Source organism: Streptomyces sp. NPDC047042, assembly GCF_040644035.1.
GTDB lineage: Bacteria > Actinomycetota > Actinomycetes > Streptomycetales > Streptomycetaceae > Streptomyces.
The window spans coordinates 111423-128850 of the sequence record NZ_JBEYVP010000007.1 but is presented as its reverse complement, the minus strand read 5'-3'; the positions used below and the strand labels follow the sequence as shown (position 1 = coordinate 128850).

General features: G+C 71.4%; 10 protein-coding genes. 3 read left to right on the top strand and 7 right to left on the bottom strand.

Annotated features, from left to right (window positions below):
• The first annotated feature begins 214 nt into the window (after positions 1 to 214).
• On the top strand, positions 215 to 496 hold the full coding sequence (locus ABZ855_RS09770; protein WP_330288307.1) for a chorismate mutase: 282 nt from the start codon (positions 215 to 217) through the stop codon (positions 494 to 496).
• Positions 497 to 1203: 707 nt separating this feature from the next.
• On the top strand, positions 1204 to 2241 hold the full coding sequence (locus tag ABZ855_RS09765; RefSeq protein WP_360803702.1) for an LAETG motif-containing sortase-dependent surface protein: 1038 nt from the start codon (positions 1204 to 1206) through the stop codon (positions 2239 to 2241).
• A gap of 131 nt (positions 2242 to 2372) precedes the next feature.
• Here ABZ855_RS09765 and ABZ855_RS09760 read toward each other — a convergent pair whose 3' ends face one another.
• The 4 genes from ABZ855_RS09760 to ABZ855_RS09745 form a co-directional block, all read right to left on the bottom strand.
• Positions 2373 to 4139, bottom strand: a complete 1767-nt coding sequence (locus ABZ855_RS09760) for a GMC family oxidoreductase (RefSeq protein WP_360803699.1) — start codon at positions 4137 to 4139, stop codon at positions 2373 to 2375.
• Positions 4140 to 4192: 53 nt separating this feature from the next.
• Positions 4193 to 5824, bottom strand: a complete 1632-nt coding sequence (locus ABZ855_RS09755; protein ID WP_360803696.1) for a succinic semialdehyde dehydrogenase — start codon at positions 5822 to 5824, stop codon at positions 4193 to 4195.
• Between the two features lie 183 nt (positions 5825 to 6007).
• A complete protein-coding gene (locus tag ABZ855_RS09750; protein WP_360803693.1) occupies positions 6008 to 7948 on the bottom strand; it encodes a serine/threonine-protein kinase in 1941 nt (646 codons plus the stop codon).
• Complete coding sequence (locus ABZ855_RS09745; RefSeq protein ID WP_360804183.1) at positions 7945 to 9432, bottom strand: diacylglycerol kinase family protein; 1488 nt, start codon at positions 9430 to 9432, stop codon at positions 7945 to 7947. Before ABZ855_RS09745 ends, ABZ855_RS09750 begins: the two co-directional genes overlap by 4 nt.
• Positions 9433 to 9676: 244 nt before the next feature.
• Here ABZ855_RS09745 and ABZ855_RS09740 point away from each other — a divergent pair, with 244 nt between their 5' ends.
• Positions 9677 to 10660: a hypothetical protein gene (locus ABZ855_RS09740; RefSeq protein ID WP_360803690.1), complete on the top strand. Its 984-nt coding sequence runs from the start codon at positions 9677 to 9679 to the stop codon at positions 10658 to 10660.
• Between the two features lie 25 nt (positions 10661 to 10685).
• Here the strand turns inward: ABZ855_RS09740 and ABZ855_RS09735 are convergent, their stop codons facing one another.
• The 3 genes from ABZ855_RS09735 to ABZ855_RS09725 form a co-directional block, all read right to left on the bottom strand.
• A complete protein-coding gene (locus ABZ855_RS09735; protein ID WP_360803687.1) occupies positions 10686 to 12401 on the bottom strand; it encodes a serine/threonine-protein kinase in 1716 nt (571 codons plus the stop codon).
• 96 nt (positions 12402 to 12497) lie between these two features.
• Positions 12498 to 14153, bottom strand: a complete 1656-nt coding sequence (locus ABZ855_RS09730; protein WP_360804180.1) for a serine/threonine-protein kinase — start codon at positions 14151 to 14153, stop codon at positions 12498 to 12500.
• Between the two features lie 131 nt (positions 14154 to 14284).
• The gene (locus ABZ855_RS09725) at positions 14285 to 17386 is read right to left on the bottom strand and encodes a protein kinase (protein WP_360803684.1); all 3102 of its coding nucleotides are present in this window, start codon (positions 17384 to 17386) and stop codon (positions 14285 to 14287) included.
• Positions 17387 to 17428 lie beyond the last annotated feature (42 nt).

The following is a 17428-nucleotide window of genomic DNA, read 5'->3' as shown; positions in this document are numbered from 1 at the left end:
GAAAGATGCCCGTGCCCGTGCATACTGGCCCCCATGTTCACGCACACGGCGACCTTCGTCTTTACCTATGGCAACCGGCCCACCGGCTGCCATGGTCGTGCTGCTTGAGCAACTGACAAGCGACTTCCCAGGCGCCCCGGGCCGACAAGGCCCGGGGCGTCTGTCGTTTCCGGGTCCTGCCGGTCCGGGGCACCCTTCCGACAAGGAGCCCCCCATGACCTCTCTCGATGTGACCGGTGCCCGTACCCCCGAGGCCGCCGATGTGATCGCCGGCGCACGGGAACGCATCGACGCGCTGGACGACCGGATCATCGGTCTCGTCCAGGAGCGGATGGCCGTGTCCGCGGTGATCCAGGAGTCGCGGATCGCCTCGGGCGGCCGGCGCGTGAACCTGTCCCGCGAGATGGACGTCCTCAGTCACTACCGGGACGCGCTGGGCCGGCCCGGCACCTCCCTCGCCATGACGTTGCTGGAGCTGTGCCGGGGTCGTATCTGAGTTCGGGCGCCTTCTCACCCGTCCGGTGCGTGACCGGCGTACGCGGCTTTCGTTGGTACCGGTGTCCGTGCCAGCCAGGGGCGGGCCCGCACAAACCACGCGTGGCTCCAGGGTTGTGACCGGACGGCAGGGGACAGCAGCCCGGTCACCCCAGAGAACGGTCGGCTCCGGGGACGCCCGGGGCCGGCCGGCACAGCACAGTCGACTGCAAGCACAAGGGCCAAAAAGTACGAGCCCGGGTCAAAAGGTTGCGTACTCCGTGACCTTCCAGCACGATGCAAGAACAAACCAAGCGGCAAACCCAAGTCCCTTGGCGGGCAAGTGCATTGCTCGCGACCCCCGACCGCCATTGGTCCAGACCATGCGTGCGCCCCCTCGCACGCCGGACGGGACCATGGATGCAGACCATCAATGCGGCGCAACCCCCCGGCGCCGCTTCCCCCAGGCACCGGCGCTGCCCTGACGCCGGTGCTGACGGAGAAGGGCCCCGCGGCTCCGCCCCGCGGGGCCCTTTGCCATTGCCACTCCCGGCGACCAAACGCCTCTCGCCGACCCCATCACCCTCACCCCCTCAAATGTGACCCAGCACACATAAGTTTTCTGTGAGCGAAGAGCAACCATTCACAGCCGCCGCATGTCACACGTTCAGAACCAGGGGCCACGTCCCGTGCCCCTCACCTGGAACGTCCTGAGGTCTTGAGGTCTTCATGAAGCTTCGCCGTGCCATGGCCGCAGCAGCGGCGACGGCTGTCATAGCCCCGCTCGCCCTGCTGTCCGCGCCCTACGCGTTCGCCGAAGGCTCGCCCTCGGCCACCCCGACCGAGACGACGGTCACCGAGACGCCCTCGCAGGCACCGAGCGACACGGCTTCGGCGACGCCCACGGCCTCCGCACCCACCGGCACCAGCCTGCCGTCCGGCGGCCCGTCGTCGAGCAGCGCCTCGCCGAGCGCGAGCACGACTGACTCCACCTCGCCCTCACCGACCCCGTCCGACTCGGCCACGGCCACCGCCGAGCCGAGCGAGGAGCCGTCGGACCCGGACGTCCCGTTCTGTGAGGACCTCGACGAGAGCTACAGCAACGCCCAGGTGTCCGCGGACATCAAGGGCCTGCCGGGCAAGATCGTCGCGGGTGACGGTTTCCACAACTTCAAGCTGATCGTCACCAACGACTCGTCGGCCGACATCAAGGGCGTCGCCTTCTACGCCGAGGTCGAGAACTACGAGGTCGACGAGGCGAAGTTCCTGAGCCCGTACGTCGACCTGGAGTTCAAGAACCCCGAGACCGGCGCCTGGGACCGGGTCGGCGACGACGAGTGGGCCGGTGACTACTTCTTCTACGTCGACAAGCTGAAGGGCAAGGCGAGCCAGTCCGTCGACCTGCGCCTCAGCATCGCCAAGGGTGCGCCCGCGGGCGACGCCTACTCCTTCGGCTCCGGCGCCTACATCGACAACGTCGACGGCCAGGACTGCATCGCCGAGGGCTGGGCCCAGTACGACTTCCAGGTCCTGAAGGCCGGCGCCCCGAACACCGACCCGGGTACGGCCACGCCGAGCGACAACGGCTCCAAGGACTCGCCCCACAAGCCCCAGGGTGATGTCTCCGCCCTGCCGACCGGCAACCTCGCCGACACCGGCTCCAGCTCCGCCCTGCCGATGATCGGCCTGGTCGGCGGTGTCGCCGTCGTCGCCGGTGCGGGCGCGGTGTTCGCGATGCGTCGCCGCAAGGCGGGCACGGAGGCGTAAGCCTCCGGCACGAACTAGAGAAGGACCTGCGCTCGGAGGGGGGCGCGGGTCCTTCTCTTATTTTCGCGGGCCTTCTCTTATTTTCTGGACCTGCTGTTCTGAACCTACGTGTGCGTGTTCCGGACCTGCCGTTACGCCTTCTTCGGCACCGTCGGTATCCCGAGGAACGGCAGGCGCAGGGCGCCGAACGCGTCCGCCGGGACCGCCGGCGCCTTCGGCTCGACCGGCTGCAGTCGCTCGTACGCGGCACCCTGGGCCGGGCGCGGGTCCGCCTCGCCCTTGTTCGGCCAGTACGACATCGCGCGTTCGGCCTGGGCGGTGATCGTGAGGGACGGGTTGACGCCCAGGTTCGCGGAGACCGCGGCGCCGTCGACCACCGAGATGCCCTCATGGCCGTACAGGCGGTGGTAGGGGTCGATCACGCCCGTCTCCCGTGAGCCGCCGATCGCGCAGCCGCCGAGGAAGTGGGCGGTCAGCGGCATGCCCATCAGCTCGCCCACGTTGCTGCCGGCGAAGCCGTTGATCTCCGCGGCGAGCGCTGTGGCGCTCTCCGTCGCGGCCCTGATCTGCTTGGGGTTGGGCGAGCCATGACCCTGACGGGCCGTCAAAAGGCCTCTGCCCGCGCCCTTCGGCTTCAGATAGGTGGTCAGCGAGTTGTCCAGGGACTGCATCACCAGGCCGATGATGGTCCGTTCCGACCAATGGCGGTTGGAGATCGAGCGGAGGATGAGAAGCGGGTGGCGGGCGGCGTTCGCCAGCCAGCCCAGGGCCCTGGACGACCCTTCCGCGTAAGGGACTTGAAGGATGGACAGGCCGCCCATCGAGTTCGATCCCTTGCCGTAGCGGACCGGCTCGACGTGGGTGTTCTCGTCGGGATGGATCGAGGACGTGATGGCGACTCCGCGCGTGAAGTCGGCCTTCGTCTCCCCGGTCGCTCTGCGGTAGCGGCGGTTGTCGGTCTGGGCGCCGACCAGCGCCTCCGAGTTGGTACGGGTCAGCTCGCCCAACCGGTCGGAGAGATACGGGAGTTGACCGCCCGACTTCATCCGGTGCAGCAGGGTCTGGGTGCCGTACGTACCGGCCGCGAGGACGACGCGTCGGGCGGTGAAGGTCCGGCCCCCGCTCTTCTTCGCGTCGGTGGGGAGGGTGGCGACCGCGTAGCCGCCGCGCGAGTCGTCCGTGAGGGACACGACCGTCGTCAGCGGGTGGACGACCGCGCCCGCCTTCTCGGCGAGGTAAAGGTAGTTCTCGTTGAGGGTGTTCTTCGCGCCGTGCCGACAGCCCGTCATGCACTCACCGCACTCGGTGCACGCCTTGCGGTCGGGCCCCGCGCCGCCGAAGTACGGGTCGGGGGCCTCGTCCCCCGGCCGCACCTTGGTCGCTCCCTCGGCGTCCGCGCCGTCCCCGAAGAAGACACCCACCGGCGCCATGTGGAAGGTGTCGCCGACGCCCATCCGCTCGGCCGCCGCCTTGAGATGGACGTCGGAGGGGGTCATCGTCGGGTTGAGCCGTACGCCGAGCATGCGCCGGGCCTGGTCGTAGTACGGACTCAACTCCTCCTGCCAGTCGGTGATGTCACGCCACTGCGGGTCGTCGAAGAACTGCTTCGGCGGTACGTAGAGGGTGTTGGCGTAGTTCAGCGAACCTCCGCCGACACCCGCGCCCGCCAGCACCATCACGTTGCCCAGCAGATGGATGCGCTGGATGCCGTACATCCCGAGCCTGGGCGCCCACAGGTAGTTCTTCAGGTCCCAGGAGTTGCGGGGAAGCGTGTCGCGCGTGAAACGGCGGCCCGCCTCCAGTACGCCGACCCGGTACCCCTTCTCGGTCAGGCGCAGGGCGGTGACGGAACCCCCGAAGCCGGAGCCCACCACGATGACGTCGTAGTCGTACGACACTTGCTCTCCTCGTTGAGAACAGACCTTGCTGGACGCGGCCCTTGAGGCGGGCCCTACCGCAGCCTCAGTGCCTTCATCACCTTGAGGCTCCTGCTCATGAACTCCGCGTACTTCTCGTCGTCCATGCCCAGGGCGGGAGCCAGCGGCAGCAGTCGCTGCTGGGCGACCGTCTGGGCCTCGGTGTACTTGAGGATGCCCTCGGAGCCGTGGCGGCGGCCGAGCCCGGAGTCCTTCATGCCGCCCATCGGCGACTGGACGCTGCCGTACGCCGCCGCGTAGCCCTCGTTGACGTTGACCGTGCCGCAGCGCACACGGGCGGCGACGGCGCGGCCACGGGCGCCGTTCTTCGTCCAGACGGAGGAATTCAGGCCGTACGGAGTGGAGTTGGCGAGGGCCACCGCCTCGTCGTCCGTCTTGAAACGGTAGATCGAGACGACCGGTCCGAAGGTCTCCTCCGAGCAGATGGCCATCGGGGTCTCGACGCCGTCGAGGATGGTCGGCTCGTAGAAGTACGGGCCGATGTCCGGGCGTGCGGTGCCGCCCGCGATGACCTTCGCGCCCTTCGCGACCGCCTCGTCCACGTGCCGCGTCACCGTCTCCAGCTGGCGCTCACCGACCAGCGACCCCATGTCGGCGCCGTACGCAAGGGACTTGCCGAGCCGCATCGCCTTGGTGCGGGCGGCGAAGCGCTCGACGAAGGCGTCCGCGATCGACTCGTGGACGTACAACCGCTCGATGGAGATGCAGAGTTGACCGGCGGAGGAGAAGCAGGCCCGGACCGCGCCCGCCGCCGCCTTCTCTATGTCGGCGTCGTCCAAGACCAACATGGCGTTCTTGCCGCCGAGTTCGAGCGACACGCCGACCAGACGCGCGGCGGCGCCCTGCGCGACCTCGCGGCCGGTGCGGGTGGAGCCGGTGAAGGAGACGTAGTCGGCGTGCCTGACGACCTCGGGGCCGACGACCGGGCCCTCGCCGAGGACGACCTGGAAGACATCGGCGGGCAGACCGGCCTCGATCAGCAGGTCCCGGGCCCACAGGGCCGTCAGACAGGTCTCCGTGTCCGGCTTCATCACGACCGCGTTGCCCGCGACGAAGGCGGGGATCGCGTCGCCGACCGACAGCTCCAGCGGGTAGTTCCAGGGGGCGATCTGGCCAACCACCCCGCGCGCGTGCCGCAGTTCGGTGACCTTGGTGAGGGTGGGCATCGCGCCGGCGTGCCGCTTCGGCTTCAGGTACCGGGAGGCCATGCGACCGTAGTGACGGGAGGCCACGGCGACGGCCTGGACCTCCTCGTGGGCGTGCAGACGGGCCTTGCCGGTCTCCAGCTGGATGAGGTCGAGGACCTCCGCCTGGCGTTCCAGCACCAGGTCGTGGAAGCGGAGCAGCACCGCCGCGCGCTGCCGTACCGGGGTCTGCTCCCAGACGGTCTGCGCGGCGCGGGCCCGCTCGTACGCCTTCTCCACGTCCTCGGGGGTCGACTCGGGCAGGTCGGCCAGCTTCTCGCCGGTGAACGGGGTGTGGTTGGCGGTGCGACCGGAGCCGACGACACCCTTGGTGAGCTGGGCGACCAGCTCGGGGGTGACCACGTCGGCGGCGGTGCGGGCGCCTGTGGGCGCGGGTGCCAGGGGGTTCGTACCGGTGGGGGCGTCGGTGCCGGGCTTTACCGGGGCCTGCGAGTCCGTCATGAGCCGCAGGGTATGACGGACTCGCAGGCTTTGGATACCCATGGGTAACTCGGATTCGCCTGCCTCGCAGGCCAGCGGCCATGCTGCCAGTGATCACTGGCAACGAAACCGCTGATCAGGGCGTTGGTCGTGCGAGGTCGTACCGTCTGCCCGGCGGGAACAGCGCGATAAATCACTTCAGGCTCACTGCCGCTGGATCTTCAGTCGGTCGCGCGCCCCCTTGAAGACGTCCATCCCCCGCTTCTCGTTCGCCGTCCCCTTGGGCATGTCGACACGCAGCTCGTACAGCCTTCCGTCGTCGGTCAGGATCTCCACCTGCATGACGCGGACGAGCCTGCCCTCGGTGTCATAGGTGGTGTCGGCCTGGACCGCCTTGAAGCCGGCGACGGTCGTGTCGGTGTACTGGGTGTGCGACTGGCCGTATCCCGACCAGGTTTCGGCGGCTTCCTGCGCCTGGCCGAGCGGTGAGCGGGGCGCCTTGTCCCAGAGGGTGAGGCGGACCTGGATGACCGCGTCGTTGTCGTAGATCGCCATCCGGGGCTGGTCGACGGCGTCGCCCTGCTCATGGAAACGAACGTACTGGCGAGGCAGGGCGAGGACCGCCTTCAGGTCCTTCTCGTCATGGGCCAGCCAGCTGTCGAGGGTCGGCAGCACCTCCGTCGGCGCGGGCACGGAGGTGGGTACGCCGCCCGAGGTGCCGCTCGGCTCGCGGCCTGCGGCCGCCGTGTCCTCGCCGCTGGTCTCGCCGCTGGTCTCGAGAATCGTGTTCTCGACCAGCATGCCCGCACCCACGAGCGCGACGGCGGCGGCCAGGACCGCGAGGGTCACCCGCAAGGGCCGTCGGCGACGCGCCGGCTTCGGGTCGGGCAGCGCCGTGGCGCGGGTCTCGGCGGAGGGCTTCGGGCCGGGCGCCTCGGGTACGGGGGTGCCGGAGGCGGAGGTGCCGGGTGCGGCCGTCTCGGGCCCGGGGTCGGATTCGGGCCCGGTCTCGGCCGGGGACTCGGGCGCGGGCGCTGGTGCCGGCGTCGGTGCCGGCGTCGGTGTCGGTGTCGGTGTCGGCATCGGTGTTGGCATCGATGTCGGCGTGGGCGACGGCGTCGCGTCGTCGGCCTTCAGGCGTACCGTCCCCTTGTCGTCCGCGAACTCCCTTATCCCGGACGGCTCCTGAGCCTTCGTCGACTCTCCGCTCTCCGGCGCCTTCGGCAGCGGCCAGCCCTTCGCCACCGCCTCCAGGGCCGCCGCGACCTCCTCCGCGTCGGGACGGTCGGCGGGGTCCTTCGCCAGCATTCGTACGAGCAACGGGCCGAGCGGGCCCGCGTGTTGAGGCTGGACCGGCTCGGCGGCGAGGATCGCGGCGAGCGTGGACTCGAGGGTCGTACGGCGGAAGGGGGACCAGCCCTCGACGGCCGCGTACAGGAGTACGCCGAGCGACCAGAGGTCGGAGGAGGGGCCCGCGCCCCGGCCCGACATGCGCTCGGGCGCGACGAACTCGAGGGAGCCGATGAACTCCCCGCTCATGGTGAGGGATTCCTCGCCCATGATGTGGGCGATACCGAAGTCGGTGAGGACGACCCGGCCGTGCGGGCCGAGCAGCACGTTGGCCGGTTTCACGTCCCGGTGGACGATCCCGACGGAGTGCGCGGCGCGCAGCGCGCCGACCACGGCGAGGCCGATGCGCGCGGACTCGGCGGGGTCGAGGGCGCCGCGCTGGAGCAGCTCGTGCAGGGACTCGCCGCGCACCAACTCCATGACGATCCAGGGGAGTCCGTCCTCGACGACGACATCGTGGACGGAGACGGCCGAAGGATGGTCGACACGTGCGGCGGCCCGCGCCTCACGGTGGAGACGGTGGGCGATCCGCTGGTGGGCGGCGTCCTGCGGGTCCCCGGGAAGCCTCGGCTGCTTGACGGCGACCTCACGCTCGACGAGTTCGTCCCGGGCCCGCCACACGGTGCCCATGCCGCCGGAGCCGATGCGCTCGGTCAGCCGGTACCGCCCACCGACCAGCCGTCCTTCGTCCCCCTTGTTGCTCCGCTGGCCGCTCCCCCCGCGCGCCCTGTCCTCCCCGCTCTCCCTGTTCTCCCCGTTCCTGTCCGCGCCGCCGCCTTCCCCGCTGTTGCTCATGCCCCGTCCCTGTCCTGCGGGGCCGACGCCTGCCGACGCCGGTTCAGGGCCTCCGTCGTACGGCTGGGCAGTGCCGTACGGCCCACCGTGGCCGCCAGTTTGCGCAGCCGCCGCCAGTCCATGGGCGGCGTCGGGGCGGGTACGCCGGGCCGGTGCCGGGGGACGCGGACGCGCAGGGCGCCCGGTTCGACGCGGCAGCGGACCGGGGTGGGCAGGACGAGGGCCTCGCCGTCGAGGCCGACCTCGATCTCGGGCCGGTCTGCGTCGACGACGACCTCGTGGGCGGTGACGAGGGTCAGGCCGGTCGCGTACCGGCCGAGCAGCAGTTCTGCGGCCTGGGCCGCGTCCTCGACCTTGATGCCGAGCACCCCGAGGACACCGGCGTCCAGCCGCTCGCGGCGGCCGAGGCCGGCGAAGTCGTCCATGCGGTACCGGTTGTTGCTGACCAGCACGGCCTGCGGCGCGTGCACGACCGTCTCCCCCGACTGCTGCGGCGACTGCTTCGGCGACTGCGGGTACGCCCGCGCGGTCAGCGTCGCGCCGCGCTCGAAGGTGAGCAGTTCGGGCAGCAGCCCCAGGGTGGTGCCGACCTTGTCGTCCCGGTAGGCGGGGCTCTGCACGATCGAGGCGTACGCGCCGAAGGAGGCGTTGTTGACGAAGGGGCGGCTGTCCGTCGTACCGCCGTCGTCCGCGCCGCCGGCGCCGCTGTCGAGGAAGCCCAGATCCACCTTCAGCTCCACGCCGCCCGCGTCGGTGAGGGCCTCGAGACAGGTCGCCGGGTCGTCCCGGTCGAGGCCGAGGTCCATGGCGAAGTGGTTGCGCGTACCGGCGGACACGACCAGGAAGGGCAGGCCGTGTTCGGCGGCGACGCCCGCGACGAGGGCCTGGGTGCCGTCGCCGCCGGCCACGCCGAGCAGATCCGCGCCCGCCGCGACCGCTTCCCTGGCCAGGGCGACGACGTCCTCGGGCTCGGGCTTGTCGGGGTCGATCAGATGGACGCGGGCGCCGAGCCGCTCCGCCTTCTCGCGCAGCCGGAAACGCTCGACCTTGCCACCGCCCGAGCGCGGGTTCATGAGGAGGAAGGGCCGGACGGGCGCGGGCGCCTCGTACTCGCGGACCGGAACGACATGGGACCCGGTGCTGCTCAGCGCGAACTTGCCGGCCCACAGGGCGGCGCCCCACAGGACGAGGGAGGCTGTCGCCGGGGCCAGCAGGTTGGCGGCGGCGAAGATGGCGACGACGGCGACAGGTGTGGCGACGGCGAGCAGTGCTCCCACCGCCCGCACGAGGCCGCGCCGGGCGAGGGCCCACCACAGGCCGGCGGCGGTGAGCGCGGCCCCGCCCACGCTGACCGCGGCGAGCAGCAGGCTGCCGAGGCCGGCGGACCCGATCGGCAGCAGTACGGCCAGCACCGCGGCTCCCAGCGCACCGCGCGCCGCCCAGCGCTGCCGGGCGTGCGCACGCCCCAGCAGTTCGATGCCCACGCCGCTGCCCATGTCCATGTCGACGTTTTAGCAGAGTTCGTAATCTGCCCGCGCGCGGAGGGAACAAAGCGGGCATTCAAGGGTGCCGGACCCACCTCGCTGAGCTGGATCATCACGGCACCCATACCTTGAAGGCACGATCAGGTCACGGTATGTTCACGATCCAGTCGGCACGCATACCCGATCACGGCGCGCGCATTCGCGTTGCACACTTCGCACTTCGCACTGTTTGGAGAACGTGACGATGACCGTGCCGAAAACGGATTCCCTCAGACAGTCCGAGACGGCGGAGACAGGGGAACGGGCAGAGCCTGCGGACCCGGAGATACGTCACCACATCACGAAGGCCGAACTGCGCGGCACCCGGGTCCGGTTGGCCGGGTACGCGTATCTGCACCCGATGCAGACCCACGACGTCACCACCGAACTCGTCCTGCGCGAGCGGGAGTCGGGAACGCAGTACCTGCTGCCTGTCACGCCTGTCAGGCCTGTCACCGGCGCCGAGAAGGCCGGTTTCGAGGCGGAGATCGACATCGACACCGTCGCCGACGGAGCGCCCCTCGACGACGGGCTGTGGGACATCTCCCTCGCGGTCGGCGCACAGGGGCTCACCCGCGAGGTGCGCATAGGCAGCAGCCGGGCCGACCGGCTCCCCGGCCGACCCGACGTACGGATCACGGAGACCGTACGCGGCAGGCGGGCGGTCACCCTCTACACCACCGTTCCGTACGGCAACTACACGATCGACCTCGGCGAACGCAAACACCCTGTGCTGAAGCGGATCACCTTCGGGAACATCCGCTGGCACGCGGGACGGCCCACCGAGTTGCTGATCACCGGCCGCTGCACACTGGGCGCGTACCCGCGCGGAGCACTGACCGTGCACCTCAGCAACACAGAGAACCCGGGGAACACGGAGAACACGGAGAACACGGAGAACACGGCCGCCACGGTCGTCCTCACCGCCGTACGGCCCCCGCACAGCGAGCAGTTCACCGTCCATGTGCCGGTCGCCGAGCTGGGGCCGGGTCTGTGGAGCGGTGAACTGCGGCTCGGGGAACGGGTGTTGCCCCTGCCCCAGCCGCCGAAGAACCTGGCTGCGGTCAAGTGGTGGCGTCGCAGCGGACTTTGGCACGCGAAGTCGGTCAGCCGTCCAGGGGGCGGGTTCGCCCTGCGCGTTGGCAGAACAGGCAAGGCGGGGCTTCTCAGGGCAGCCGTCCGCCGCTGACCTCGCCGCTTCCTGTCAGGGCGGATCAACCGCCGGCCACGAAGGTGTCCAGGGCGACATCGAAGTACTCCTTGGCCTCCCGCACCTTGCCGACGGGCGCCGACACCCACACGTCGTACAGCCGCCCGCCCTCCTCCCAGCACAGGTCGTAGGTGTGCCGCGGTCCCTCTGCCGCGCTGAAGCCGTCCCAGGTGAACTCCCAGAGCGCGGCGGCATGTTGGGCGTGCACCGTCTCGGTGACCCGGCCGTCGCGGTAGCCGGGGTTCGAGGAGGCACCGCTCGCGTCGGCGCGCTTCATCACCGCGAGCGGGCCGCCCGGTTGGGGGGCGACGACCTTGATCCCGAGCCGGAAGGTCTCCCCCGGCGACAGATAGAAGACCCGCTCCTTCTGTTCGGTGCGCGTGAAGTCGTCCGGAACGGCGAGCGAGAAGCCGCGCGGGTCGCGGGCGAGGCGGTAGCCGGAGGGGGCGGTCCGGGAGGAGGCGGAGGGCACGGTCGCACCGGGCGTCGCGGACGCATCACTGGACGCCCCAGACCCCGACCCCGCCCCCGACGCCGTCGCCGTGGAGGTGCCGGTGTCGGTGGCCTTGCCCGACACCGTGGCCGTCGCCGTCGTTGTCGTGGTGCTCCCCGGTCTTTTGCCCCCGTCGTCCCCGGCGTTCATCAGCAGCGCCGCCGCGGAGACCCCCGCCCCCGCCAGCGCGGCGACCAGCACCGCGGCGACGAGCGCGGTCCGTCCCGCAGGCCGCGGCGACTGGTCCGCCGTGCCCACGGCAGCCGTACGGGCAGTGGCCGTACGGCGAAAAGGCGTCGGCGTCGCCTTCGCCTCCCGGCCGCCGGACTCCTCGCGTCGCTGGGTCTGGGTCTGCTGCCGGCCCGGGGTGTATCCGGCCGTCAGCTTCGGCGTCCGCCCGGTCGCCCGGAACGCCCGCAGCATCCGTTCCGCCTCCGCCGCGTCGAGGCGCCGCTCCGGATCGCGTTCGAGGAGCCCCCGTACGACGGGCAGGAGCGGCGCGGCCTGCGCCGGTGGCCGTACCTCGTCCATCACCACGGCGTGCAGGATGCCGCCCAACGAGTCGCGCCGGAACGGCGACTCGCCGCTCAGGGCCGTGCACAGGAGCGCGCCGAGCGACCACAGGTCGGACTCCGGGCCGGTTCTGACGCCGGACATCCGTTCGGGTGCCGTGTATTCGGGCGAGCCGACGAAGGAGCCGGTTTCGGTGAGCGTGGTGGCGCCCGCGACCTGGGCGATACCGAAGTCGGTGAGGACGATCCGGTCGGTGGCGTCCTCGAGGAGCACGTTCGCGGGCTTGATGTCCCGGTGCAGCACACCTGCCGCATGGGCGGTCCCGAGGGCGCCCAGCAGGGCGATGCCGATACGGGCGGCCTCGTCGGCGTCGACCGGGCCGCGCTGGGAGATCCGGTCGGCGAGCGAGCCGCCGTCGATCAACTCCATGACGATGTACGGGCGTTCGTCGTCCTCGACGACATCGTGCACAACGATGATGTGCGGGTGGCTCAACTGGGCGACCGCGCGCGCCTCACGCAGGGTGCGCTCGCGTCGCAGCCTGGCCTCGTCGATGGAGAGGGAGGTGTCCTGCGTCAGCTCCTTGACCGCGACCCGCCGTTCGAGCAGCTGGTCGGTCGCCCGCCAGACGACACCCATGCCGCCCCGGCCGACCCTCGCCTCCAGGCGGTACCGCCCGGCGATCACACGGAAGCTCTCCCCCTCGGTCCCCATGAGCCACATCATGCCCCACCGGAGGACAGGACTCCGGGATGGTGTCCTGCGGATGACCGACAACCGCCGTACCAGGCACGTTGCGTCGGGGCTCGGTCAGCCGGAGCTCGGGCGCCATCCGCGCAGTACCGCCGTGAACTGCTCGCGCGCGGTCGCCCAGTCGGCCGCCGGAGCGGACATGTAGATCAGGTACTCGGCCCCGTCCCGGCCGAGATACGCCTGCTCGATGGCCCGCCGCGGCCCCGGAAAGGCCGAGTCCTTGGCCAGCGCGGTCCAGGTGAAGTCCCAGAGCGAACCCTTGCGGTCACGGTAGATGTTCGATTCCAGGCTCACTGTCCTGTAGTCGCGGAGCCTCTTGAGCTGCTCCTCCAGGTCGAGTTGATGGAGGTAGGGGTCGTCGTAGTCCGGGGACTTGTCGATGGCGATCCGCAGGAAGTGGTCCCCGCCGTCGGGCGAGTAGTCGATCTGGCCGTTGGTCTCCGTCCGGGTCCATCCCTTGGGCAGCGAGAGGCTGAAACCGGCCGGATCGTCGACCCGCACCCAGTCCTTCGGCACGCTGCTCGGCACGCCGGTGGACTCCCCGCCCCCGGCAGGAGCAGACGCGGTACCTGAAGAAGATCCGGACGATGTACCGGACCCGGTACCGGACGCAGGGGCCGGAGCAGCCGAGTCGGCCTTCCGCGTCCCCGAGTTCCACTGGTGCAGCGCGACCGCCCCACCGCCGCCGACCAGCACGACCAGCGCTGCGACGAGGGCGATCGTACGACCCCGGCGAGGCGGCCCGGCCGGGCCTGCGGGCGCGATGGCGGTCCCCTGATGCGGCGTGGGTGAGCCGACCGCCGTCCCGCCTATCCGGAAGGTCCCGACCTCCCCCTCCCCCGGCGTCCGCACCGCCCCGGCGTGCAGCGTCGGCACGTACTGCTGGGCCGCGCGGGGCCGCCGCCCCTCCGCCGCCTCCGCGAGCATCTGCTCGGCCTCGGCCGCTCCCGGCCGTACGGCGGGATCCTTGAGGAGCAGGGCCGTGATGACGGGCGCGAGCGGACCGGCGTACGTCGGCTCGGTGGGCTCGTCCTCGACGACCGCCTGCATGGTGGTCAGCGGGGAGGTGCGGCGGAACGGTGAGCGGCCCTCGACCGCCGTGTACAGCGTGGCCCCGAGCGCCCACAGGTCGGAGGACGGCCCCGGGTCCTCGCCGCGCAGCCGTTCCGGAGCGAGGTAGTCGACCGAGCCGACGATCTCTCCCGTACGGGTGATGGTCGTGTCCCCCTCGACCTGCGCGATGCCGAAGTCGGTGAGCAGCACACGGCCGTCCTGGGAGAGCAGGACATTGCCGGGCTTGACGTCCCGGTGCAGTACGCCCGCGGTGTGCGCGGCGGTCAGCGCGCGCAGCACCCACAGGCCGATCCTGGCGGCCTCGCGCGGGTCGAGCCGCCCGACGTCCTTGACCTCGTCGGCCAGCGAGTTGCCCTCGACGAGCTCCATCACGATCCACGGCCGGCCGTCGTGGTCGAGTACGTCGTGCAGGGTGACGACGGCCGAGTGGTTGATCCGCGCCGCCGCGCGCGCCTCGGCACGGGTGCGGGCGAGCAGGACGGCCTGTTCGCTCTCGGACACGTACAGGGCGGCCGTCAGCTCCTTGATGGCGACGGCACGGTGCAGCAGCTCGTCGTGCGCACGCCACACCCGGCCCATGCCGCCGCTGCCGATGACACCGACGAGCCGGTAGCGGCCCGCGAGAAGCAGGCCCTGCATCTCATTCACGTTTCCCCGCAATGGTCTTGACAGGGGCAACCCTAAGGAGAGCCCACGCCGGAAGGAACCGCAGGGGGCCGTACAGGGACAGCACTGTGACGGTTCCGCCCGCCGGCCAGGCGGACTCCCTGTCAGCCGGTGAACTGGTAGGTGGCCGACGCCTGCTCGTACAAGCGCGTCACCTCGTCCCGCTCGGCCTCCGGTCCGCGTACCTGAACCACGTGATACCGCCCGTCGATGATGATCGCGAGATTGCGCACGAACACCTCACTGCCGGAGCTGTTCTGCCAGGTGAACTGCCCCTCCGCCATGGTCCGTCCGCCCACCTCGATGGTCCGCATCCCGCTGGACGTGGCCCACGTGGAGTCGCGGAACGGCTGCAACTCGTACTCCCGCTCCCGCTGGTACGCCATCGGATCGGCGCCGTCCGCCTTCGTGGTGTCACGGCCCGGCACAACGATGAGCTGGAACGAGCCGTGCGAGTAGACGACTTGCCCGCGCCCGTTCTTGCCCGTCCGGTCCCAGCCGTTGGCCACGGCTATCCGGAAGCCCTCGGGGTCGGCGCGCACGGTGAAACCGGCGGCGGCACCGGGACCGGCGGTCGCCCCGTCGGACGAGCCGGACGTCCCAGTCGAACCGGCCGACGGGGACGAGCTGTTGCCCTTCTCGCTGCTCGGCGAGGTCTGCTCGGGCCGCGGCTCGCTGCTCGCGTCCGGGTTGTCGGCAGACTGCTCCGGCGCGGCACTCACGTCCCCGGCGGAACCCGTCCGCTGCCCGTCCTGCGCTCCGTCGCTCTTGGCCTTCGGCATGAAGAACATGGCGTACGCGATCGCCGCGGCCAGTGCCAGCAGTATCAGGAGGAGCAGGTTGCGGCCCAGTTTTCGTGGCGCCTTCTGCTCCTGTCTGCCCCGCTTGTGCCGGCCGTGCGGGCCGGTCGCGGGCAGGCCCGCCCGGCGCCTGCGCACCAGCTCGCCCCGGCGTCGCACGATCGGCAGCCGACGCGGATCGGTGGGCGGCGCGGCGACGAGATGCGCCCCGGCCTCCGGCTCCGGCGCCGACCGGACGAGGGAGCGCAGCCAGCCGTTCAGCTCCTCGAAGTCGAGGCGCTCGGTGGGGTCCTGCCGCAACAGGGACTCCACGACGGGCCTGAGCGGACCGCACTCCTCCGCGAAGGCGGGCGGCTCGGCACACACCAGCTGCACCAGCTCGGCCGTCGACTCCTCCGGGTAGGGCGCATGCCCCTGTACGGCCCTGAAGAGCAGCGCGCCGAGCGCCCACAGGTCGGTCGCGGGACCGATGGGCGGGGCCAGCTGCCAGTTCTCGTGCACGGGACCGGCCTGCTCCGGCGCCCAACGCTCGGTCACCGCCCCGACGACAGCCATCCGGGCCTGCCGCGCCCGCTCGGCGGCCAGCGCGGTGGTGGGACCCCGCCTGGGGACATCGGCGACGGCCGTGTCACCCCAGCGACCAGTCGGTTGGCCGGGAACACGGTCGGCAGGCGTCAGCTGATCCTGCGGGTGGCCGTGAGTGAGCGGGCCGGTCGGCTGCTGCGGAACGCTGTCGGCGACCCTGCTCGGCACGGCGTCACTTCCGCCGGCGGGAAGAGCGGTACGCCCCTGCCCGGCAACTCCGGGCGCGGGAGCGGCGGCCCCGTTCCACGCAGTCGTCGTCCGTACGCCGTAGGGGTCGGCGATCTGCCCCGGAGGCGGAGTGGCCGGCGCCCGCTCCACACCGGTGCCGTAGGCTTCGCCGGCGGTGTCACCCGCGGCCTCGATCGAGGGCCGGGCGCCGGGCAGCGCGGCCCGCCCGCTCTGCTCGGCCTCCTGAACCCGGGCCGCGGCCCGAGCACCCGCCCGATACGCGGCGATCGCCCCGGCCCGCGCCGCCCGAATGTCCCCCCCGGTCTCCAACGCCCGCCGCTCACCCCCGGCGGCCCCTCCATTGCTCCCCTCGACGCCGGGCACCCCACCACCGTTCCGCGCCTCGATGGCGGCACGCCGGGCAGCCTCCGCATCCGCCGCGGCATCCCCCGCGAACGTCCCCCCGGCAACCCCATAACCCCCGCCAGGACGCCCACCCGAAGCACCGCCCCCGGACACCCCACCACCGGCCCGCGCCTCGATAGCGGCACGCCGAGCAGCCTCGGGGTCGACAGCGGAATCCCCGGCAAACGTCCCCCCAGGAACCCCATAGCCCCCGCCAGGACGCCCACCCGGAGCACCACCCCCGGGCACCCCACCAGCGGCCCGCGCCTCGATAGCGGCACGCCGAGCAGCCTCGGGGTCGACAGCGGAATCCCCGGCAAACGTCCCCCCAGGAACCCCATAGCCCCCGCCAACCCGCTCCGGACCGCCCGCTCCACCGCCGGTCAAGCCCTGCGGCCTCGCCACGCCCTGGCCACCCGTCGGCGACACCGGTGACTCTCCGTACCCACCAACCCCGCTGCGCGCCTCGATGGCGGCCCGCCGAGCAGCCTCGACGTCCCCGGCGAAGGTGCCCCCGGCAACCCCGTAACCCCCGCCACCGGCGGGCGCACCGACTGGCGTGCCCGCACCCCCGATGGCCTTCGCGTCCTCCGGCGCCCCGGCCGTACCACCCGTCCCCGGCGCGTCCCGGCCAGGTACCGGGTCGTACCCGCACAGGGCCTCTTCCGCGGCCCCGGCCGCCAGCCCGGTGAGCATCACCCGCCCGTCGTCGCAGACGAGCACCGTGCGCTCGGTGATGTTGCGGTGCACCCAGCCATGGGCGTGCAGCACCCGCAGGGCCATGAGGACGTCGGCGGCGACCTCGGCCGCGCGGTACGGCGTCAGCGGCTTCTCGGCGAGCAGTGACTCGAGTGACCTGGCCGGCACCAGTTCACTCACTATCCACAACGAGCCGCCCTGCGCGAACACGTCGAAGACCTGGTCGAGCCGTGGATGGTCAGGGATGGAGGCGGCTGCCTGCGCGGCCTCGATGGCCCGCCGTACGGCCGGATCGCTGGGCCGGCGAGTGGCCGCGGACCGCGCGGCAGCGCCTCGCGCCCGACCGTCCCGCGCCACGAACCCGTCCGGCAGCCCGCTCGCGTCGAGCACCTCGGCCTCGACGACTTCGGGCAACGGCACCTGCCTGACCAGGACTTCCTGCCCGCTGTATGTGTCGAAGGCCCGGGTCTCGGACTGCTCGAACTCATCTGTCGGCGGCAACGGCAGGCGATAGCGGTCGGCGAGTACCCGCCCCGCATATTCCTCCACGATGCCTCCCCCGACCGGCCGACTGCTCAATCCCGTTCGCCA